The organism is Corallococcus sp. CA047B (assembly GCF_003612065.1).
Lineage (GTDB): Bacteria > Myxococcota > Myxococcia > Myxococcales > Myxococcaceae > Corallococcus > Corallococcus praedator.
In genome coordinates, this window is sequence record NZ_RAWD01000371.1 from 1 (window position 1) to 8,745 (window position 8,745).

The window sequence follows — 8,745 nt, forward strand, 5'->3', positions numbered from 1 at the left end:
GCGCTTCCAGGTCCGGACGGTCCGCGGCGGCCTCGCCCGCGGACAGCCACGCGCCGCCGTCGGTGGGGGACAGCCGTGCATCCAGCGCGACGAAGAACTCCGACAGCTCCAGGTGGCCCAGCGCCCACGCGGGCTGACCCGCGCCCATGGGCAGCAGCCACGCCAGGGTGCCGGACTCACCGCGCCCCAAGGCCTCCGAATCTTCTTCGGTCTCCGGGGACGTGGCGATGTCCTCCACGTACAGCGTGCGCGAAGCCTCCACGCGCACGGAGGTGACCAGCTCGCGAGTGGTGACGAGCACCGGCACGCGCGCGCCTTCGGGAGCATAGAGGGACACTTCGCCCAGGTCGGTGGGACTCAGCGCGACCACCGCGCCTCCAGCCTCCAGCACGGCCCACAGCGCGATGAGCTTCTCCGGCGAGGGCCGCAGGCTCACGGCCACGGGTGCGCCGTCCTTCACCTCAAGCGACCGCAGCCGTTCGGCCAGCGTCCGCACCTGGGTGCCCAGCCGCGTCCAGGTCCAGTGCTCGTCACCGCGTGAAATGGCGATGGCGTCGGCCTGACGGGCGCGCCGATCCGCGAGGAGGGCGGGCACGGAGGTGAAGCCGGCCACGGTGCGTGGCGTCGGCCATGCGTGGCGCTCGGCCTCCGTGGACAGGGGCAGGCGGGAGACCTCCGTGTCGGGCTTGGCGAGCGCCGCCGACAGCAGCACCTGGAAGTGCTGCACCAAGCGCTCCGCGAAGGCCGCGTCGAACAGCTCCGTGCCGTACTCCAGGGCGCCGTGGATGCGGCCGGGCGACTCGGAGAGTACGAGCGTGAGGTCGGCCAGCGTGGCGCCCCATTGCACGGGCGTGCCGGGCACCTCCACCAGCGAGCCGCGCATGCCCTTGAGCTCCAGCGTCATCGCGCCGGCGCTGACACCGGAGTGGAAGACGAACACCGAGTCGGCCATGCGGCCCTTGCCAATGTCCTTGCCGGGGACCAGTGCCTCCACCAGGTACTCGAAGGGCACGTCCGGACGCGCCTGGGCGTCGTTCACCTCTTCGCGAATCTGCGCGAGCATGTCGCGGAAGGTCGGCTCGCCCACGAAGCGCGTGCGGAACGCGGCCGAGTGCGCCACGTAGCCGATGAGCGGGAACAGCTCCGGCCGGGTGCGGTTCGCGATGGGCGTGCCGACGATGAGGTCCGTCTGGCCGCTGTAGCGGTGCAGCAGCGTCTGCCACGCCGCGAGCACCGTCATGTACGCGGTGAAGCCCTCGCGGCGCGCGAAGGCGGACAGCTCCCGGGCCAGTTCGGACGGGAACTCCACCGTCATGCGTGCCGACGTGAGCGGGCTGTGCGCCGGGCGGGGACGGTCGGTGGGCAGGTCGATTTGCCGGGGCATTCCGGCCAGCCGCTGACGCCACCACTGCTCCTGCTCGGGCAGGCGCGCTTCCGCGATGCTCTGACGCTGCCACTGACCGAAGTCCGCGTACTGGAGGGGCAGCGGGGGCAGGGGCGACGGACGCCCCTGGATGAAGGCGTCGTAGAGCTGGCCCAGCTCCTGGACGAAGAGGGCGACAGAGAGCGTGTCGCAGACGATGTGGTGGATGCTGACCACCAGCATGTGCACGTGCGTGTCCAGGCGCACGAGCGTGGAGCGCATCACCGGGCCCTTGACGAGATCGAACGGCGCGGCGGCGTCCTCGCGGGCGATGCGCAGGGCTTCGGCTTCGCGGGTCTCCAGCGGACCCTGGAGGTCCACGCGCGTGAGCGGGATGCGGACGTAGGCGTGGAAGCGCTGCACGGGGCGGCCGTCCACCACGTCGTACGTCGTGCGCAGGGCTTCGTGGCGCTGGACGATCTCCTGGATGCCACGCTCCAGCACGAAGGCGTCCACGTCGCCTTCAAGCCGCAGGACGAACGGGATGGTGTACGCGGACAGGCCGGGCAGGTACTGCTCCAGGCGCCAGACGCGCTCCTGAACGAAGGACAGGGCCAGCTCTCGCGTGCGAGGCAGGGGCACCAGGGGCAGCTCCGCCGTGACAGGCGCCTGGGGGGCCTGGAGCAGCAGGGGCTCCAGGCGTTGGGCGATGCCGGCGACGGTGGGGGCCTCGAAGAGCGCGGCCAGCGGGAGCTGCACGCCGAAGGTGTCACGCACCTGGTTGAGGAGCTGGGCGGCCGTCAGCGAGTTGCCGCCGATTTCGAGGAAGTTGTCCTCGCGGCCAACGAAGTCCAGGCCCAGGCGTTCGCGCCACAGCGCGGCCACGCGTTCTTCGACATCTCCGCGCGGCGCGTCCTCGCGGCCGACGGGGACGGCGACGGGGGCCATGGGTTCGGAGGCCGTGTGCGCGGAGAGACCCGGCAGCAGCGGTCGGGTGGAGGCATTCGTGGGCTCGGGCGCCGGCTGCGAAGCCGTGTCCGTGGGAAGGAAGACTCCGTCGTGGAGCGTCCGCGCGATGCTCGGGATGGACACCGGCGGCGGTGTGGAACCGAGTGGGCTCTCCTCTCCGGACATCGGGCCGACACCGGCGCCCGGCGCCGTCACGCTGGCCGCGGACACGTTCTGCGGTGCACGCACGGGCGCACCCGGCGGCATGAACGAGGAGGGCAGGGCGCGGGCTCGCGACTGCACCCATACGTCCTTCTCCTGGAATGCGTACGTCGGCAGGTGCAACCGCAGCCGCTGCTCGTGCGCGTAGAACGCGCTCCAGTCCACGGCGACACCCGCGGTCCAGAGTTCGCCCACGCCCTGGAGCCAGCCCTGTTGCTCCGTCGTCGTCCCACCCCGGCGCAGCGTGGCCAGCGCGCGCACGCGGTCGCGGTCCTGTCCCAGGCTCGCGCGCACCAGCGGCGTCAGGTCCTGACCGGGCCCCACCTCCAGCAACACCCCGCAGCCCTCTTCCAGCAACGCACCCACCGCGTCGGTGAAGCGCACCGGCTGGCGCATCTGCTCCGTCCAGTACCCCGGCGCCGTCAGCTGCCCCGGACGCACGAACGTGCCCGTGAGGCTGGACGCGTAGCGCACCGTCGGCTCGGAGCGGTGGAGCGAACCTACCACCCGCGCCAGCTCCGGCATCAGCGGCTCCACGTCCGCCGAGTGGAACGCATGCGGCGCGGGCATCCGCACCGCCCCCGCCTTGCGGCGCTCCAATTCCTCCTTCAGCCGCTCCACTTCCTCCACCGGCCCGGACACCACGCACCGGTCCGGCGCATTCACGGCCGCGAGCGTCAGCCGGCCCGTCAGCATCGGCACCACCTGCGTCTCCGGCAGCGCCACCGCGAGCATCGCCCCCGGCGGCATGCGGTGCATCAGCTCCCCGCGCGCCACCGCCAGCCGCATCCCGTCCTCCAGGGACAGCACGCCCGCGACGCACGCCGCCGCGTACTCCCCGAAGCTGTGGCCCAGCACCGCATGCGGTGCCACGCCCAGGTCCTCCCACAGCAGCGCCAGCGACACCTGCACGCTGAACAGCGCGGGCAGCGCCACGCGCGTGTCCGCGAGGCTCGCCGTGACGTCCGCGCCCTCCGCCGGCCGCAGCAACGCCGACACGCGGTCACGCAGCGGCGCGTCCATCAGCGCGAGGCACGCGTCCAGGTGCGCGCGGAACAGCGGCGAGGCCTCCGCCAGCTCGCGCCCCATGCCTACCTGCTGCGCACCCTGGCCGGAGAACACGAACGCAACGCGCGGCGCGCGGTTCGTGCCCTTCGTCGTGGCCGCCGGCTTCTGGAGCTGCTTCGCCAGGTCCGCCGCGTCCTTCACCACCAACGCACGGCGGAACTCGAAGACCTTGCGGCCCACCGCGTGCGTGAACGCCAGATCCGCCAAGGAGATCTTGTCGCCACCAGCGTGCGCGTCGAGTTGACGGGACGCCGCTTCCAGCGCCTCGGGCGTGCGCGCGGACAGCAGGACGAGCTGGTGGGAACGGGTGGTGGGACCGCTCCGCCGGAGGGGGGCCTCCTCAAGCACCGCGTGGGCATTGGTGCCGCCGATGCCGAACGAGCTGACCGCGGCGAAGCGTGGCCGCTCGCCCCGGGGCCACGGCCGCAACGCCGTGTTGACGAAGAACGGGCCCGCCGCGAAGTCGATCTGCGGGTTGGGCTGCTCGAAGTGGAGGCTGGGAGGAATCTCGCCGTGGTGCAGCGCGAGCGCCGCCTTCATCAGGCCGGCCAGACCCGCCACCGTGTCCAGGTGGCCGATGTTCGTCTTCAGCGACGCCAGCGCGATGGTGCCCTGGTGCTCCGCACCCAGACCGTACGCGCGAGTCAGCGCCGCCACTTCAATCGGGTCGCCCAATGACGTCGCGGTGCCGTGGGTCTCCACGTAGCCGATGGACTCCGGTGACACGCCCGCGTTGGTCAGGGCCTGCGTCACCACGGCCGCCTGCCCCTGGACACTGGGCGCGGTGAAGCCGGACTTGTTCCGCCCATCGTTGTTGAGGGCCGAGCCCCGGATGACGGCGTAGATGTCATCGCCGTCCCGGATCGCATCCTCCAAGCGCTTGAGCACCACCGCGCCCACTCCGTTGGCCGCGAGCGTGCCCTTCGCCTTCGCGTCGAACGCGCGGCAGTGGCCATCCGGGGAGAAGATGAGCCCTTCCTGATGCACGTAGCCCGTGCGCTGCGGCACCGACAGGCGCGTCGCGCCCGCGAGCGCCACGTCGGATTCGCCCCCTCTCAGGCTCTTGCAGGCCAGATGCACCGCGACGAGTCCCGTGGAGCACGCGGTGTAGACCAGCGTGCTCTCACCCGTGAGTCCCAGCTTGAAGGACGTCTTGGTCGCCAGGCTCTCGTGCGTGGCGGTGCCCTGGAGCTCCAGGAAGGACGCCGCGTCCATCGGCATCGCCTGCCGCACGGCCTCCGTGTAGCCGGAACTCGCTGCACCCGCATACAGCGAGATGGCACCCGGGAAGCGGTCCGGATCCACGCCCGCGTCCTCCAGCGCCGCCCAGGCCGTCTGGAGGAACAGCCGCTGCTGCGGGTCCGTGAACTGCGCCTCGCGCAGGGGCATGTCGAAGAAGGCATGGTCGAACTTCTCCACGCCTTCGATGACACCGCCCGCCGCGACGAAGGCCGGGTGGTGCCACAACTCCAGCCCCTCCGGCAGCCCGGGCAGGTGCTCCAACTGCTCTGGCGTGAAGCGGGTGATGGACTCCACGCCCTCGCGCAGGTTCTTCCAGAACTCCGCCACCGTCATCGCACCCGGAAAGCGGCCCGCCATGCCGATGATCGCGATGGCACCGGACTCGCCCGTCTTCGCAGCCTCGCGCGGACGGTGCGTGGCAGTTGGGGCCACGGTGGCCGTGGAGCCTCCCGACTCTCGCTCCATGCGCCGGACCAGATCGTTCACGGTGGGGTGCTCGAAGAGCCACACCACGGGCACGTCGCGCTGGAGTTCCTCGCGCAGGCGAGCGGCGATCCGCACCACGGACAAAGACGTGCCGCCCAGGTCGTCGAAGAGATGGTCGTGCACGCCCACCCGGTCGGCGCCCAGCTCGCGGGCCCACACGGGGGCGATGCGCTGCTCCAGCGGGTGGGTGGGCTCCACGAAGCGGCCCTGACGGCCGGTGGACGCGGCATCCGGCGCGGGCAGGGCCTTGCGGTCGACCTTGCCGCTGGGGTTCAGGGGCAGGGTGGCCAATGTCACGAACACCGAGGGCACCATGTACTCCGGCAGCCGCTGTCGCAGGGCCTCGCGCATCCGCGCGGTCTCCAGCGTGTGCCCTGCACGCGGCATCGCGTAGACGACGAGACGCTTGTCCCCGGGCACGTCTTCGCGCACCACCGCTGCGGCCTCCTGCACCCCGGGCTGTTCGCGCAGGGCGGCCTCCACCTCCGCCAGTTCGATGCGGAAGCCGCGCACCTTCACCTGGTGGTCGATGCGGCCCAGGAACTCCAGCGTCCCGTCCTCGCGCCAGCGGGCCAGGTCGCCCGTGCGGTACAGCCGCGCACCGGGTGTGGTGCCCTGCGCGTCCGGGACGAAGCGCTCCGCCGTCAGGTCCGGCCGCGACACGTAGCCCCGGGCCACGCCATCTCCCCCGAGGAACAGCTCGCCCGGCACGCCCACGGGCACCGGCTCCAGCCGAGCGTCCAGCACGTACACCGTCGTGTTGGCGAGCGGCTTCCCGATGGGCACCGAAGCGCCAATCTGCTCCGGCCGCTCCACCGTGAAGGTGGTGGCGACCACCGAGCACTCGGTGGGGCCGTAGGCGTTGGTGAAGGGCCGTCCCAGCGTCTCCACCGCCCGGCGCGCGTGCGGCACCGAAACGATGTCGCCGCCCGCGTGCAGCTCCCGCAGCCGCCCGAGGATGTCGGGCCGGTGCTCCATCAACTGGGAGAAGAGGCCGGACGGCAGGTGGGCGAAGGTGACGCCGTGGCGCTCCACCACGCGCGCGAGCGTGTCCATGTCTCCCGCGGGCACATTGCCCGGGAAGATGACGAGCCGGCCACCGTGAAGCAGCGGGGGCCACAGCTCCAGCACGGAGCCGTCGAAGGACACGGGCGCGAAGAGCAGCCCCGTGTCCCGCGTGCCATAGCGGGAGTACGGCTCCGCGTGCGCAAGGCGCAGCAGTCCGCGCTGCTCGATGCCCACGCCCTTGGGCCGTCCGCCGCTGCCGGAGGTGAAGATGACGTACGCCAGGTGACGCGGTCCCACGTCGACCACGGGCGCGGTGACGGGACGGGAGACCAGGGACAGCTCCTCCACGAAGAGGCACGGCAGGGACGCATCGGGAAGGGGCAGCCGTCCGCGCAGCTCGCGCGTGGTGAGGAGCAGGCTCGGACGGGCGTCCTCCAACATGAAGCCCAGCCGCTGGGCGGGATACGACGCATCCAGCGGCACGTAGGCACCGCCCGCCTTGAGGGTGGCGAGCACCGTGACGACGAAGCCCACCGAGCGCTCCAGGCACACCGCCACCGGCACGTCCGGTCCGACGCCGTGGGCCCGGAGGACATGGGCGAGCTGGTTGGCCCGCGCGTCGAGCTGCGCGTACGTCAGCCGTTCGTCCTCGGACTCCACCGCGATGGCGTCGGGATGCCGCGCGGCCTGGAGCGCGAACCGCGCCGCGACGGTGCTGTCGGAGGGGTAGGGCCGAGCAGTGTCGTTCCAGCCGACGAGCACCTGCTGGCGCTCGGCCGGCGTGAGCCAGGGAAGCTGGGACAGCGGCACGTCCGGGTTCTCGACCGCGGCCTCCATCAACACGCGCAGGTGGCCGGCCATGCGGGCCACGGTGTCGCGCTCGAAGAGGGCGGTGCTGTACTCGATGGCGCCGTGCAGTCCGTCCGGCGTCTCCGTGAGCAGCAGGCCCAAGTCGAAGCGCGCCGTGGCCGTGTCCACCTCCAGCATGCGCAGCGTCAGGCCCGGCACCTCCAGCGCTCCGCCGGGCGCGTTCTGCAGCGCGAAGATGGCCTGCACCAGCGGTGTGCGGCTCAGATCGCGCGAGACTTGCAGTTCCTCCACCAGCTTCTCGAACGGGAGGTCCTGGTGCTCGTACGCCGCGAGCGTCGTGTCACGCACCTGCGTCAGCAGCGAGCGGAAGGACGCGTCCGGGTTGACGCGGGCGCGCAGCACCAGCGTGTTGACGAAGAAGCCGACCAGCCCCTCCACGTCGCCGTGGTTGCGGCCCGCGATGGGCGAACCCACCAGCAAGTCCTCCTGCCGGCTGTAGCGGGACAGCAGCAGCTGCCACACGGACAGCAGCGCCATGAACGACGTGGCGCCTTCCTTTCGCGCGAGCGTCCCCAGGCGATCCCCCAGGGCGCGGGGCAGGTGTACGGGAAGGAGCGCGCCCTGCGAGGAGCGCGGCGTCGGACGGGGCTTGTCGGTGGGCAGTTCCAGGACGTGCGGCGCGCCCGCCAGCTGCTCCTTCCACCAGTCGACCTGCGCGGCGAGCACGTCGCCCTGGAGCCAGCCGCGCTGCCACGACGCGAAGTCCGCGTACTGCACCGGTAGGGATGGAAGCCCGTGCGGCTTACCGGTGGAGAAGGCCGCGTATGCCGCCGCCACCTCGCGCACCATCACGCCCACGGACCAGCCGTCGGACACGATGTGGTGCATGCCCAGCACCAACACGTGGTCCGAGGGCGTGAAGCGCACCAGCCGCGAGCGCAGGAGCGGTCCCGTGCCCAGGTCGAAAAGCCGACCCGCTTCCTCCAGGGCGAGCCGCTGGAGGGCCGACTCACGAGCCTCGGACGGCAACTCACCCAGGTCCGTCATCGGCAACGTCCACGCGGGCGTGGGCTGGATGACTTGGATGGGATCGCGGCCCTTCAGCGCGAACGTGGTGCGCAGGGCCTCATGGCGCTCCACCAGCAGCTCCAGCGCGCGACGCAGGGCCTCCGCGTCCAGCGTGCCCTCCAGGCGCACGGCCCCGAGCAGCACGTACGGCGTGGCCCCGGGCTGGAGCTGGTCCAACACCCACAGCCGCTGCTGCGAGAAGGACAGGGGCAAGTCTCCGTCACGCGACACGCGGCGGAGCGCGGGCACGCGCGGTCCGTCCGAGCGCACCAGCAACTGCTCCTCCACCAACTCCGTGACGCGGGCCACGGTGGACGCGGTGAAGAGGCCGCGCAGCGGCAGCTCTACCTGGAACGTGGCGCGCAGGCGGGAGATGAGCTGCGTGGCCAGGAGGGAATGGCCGCCCAGGGCGAAGAAGTCGTCGTGCAGGCCCACGCGCTCCACGTGCAGCACGTCGCGGAAGAGGCCGGCGACGCGCTGCTGGAAGGGCGTCAGGTGCTCGGGGACGGTGGGAAGCGAGGCCGCGGCGG

1 protein-coding gene is annotated in these 8,745 nt (G+C 71.8%); it reads right to left on the reverse strand.

The genetic code is table 11. From position 1 onward, the window contains the following. Window positions 1-8,745 (reverse strand): non-ribosomal peptide synthetase/type I polyketide synthase (locus tag D7X74_RS35950; RefSeq protein WP_120537504.1); only part of this gene is annotated, 8,745 nt, incomplete at both ends.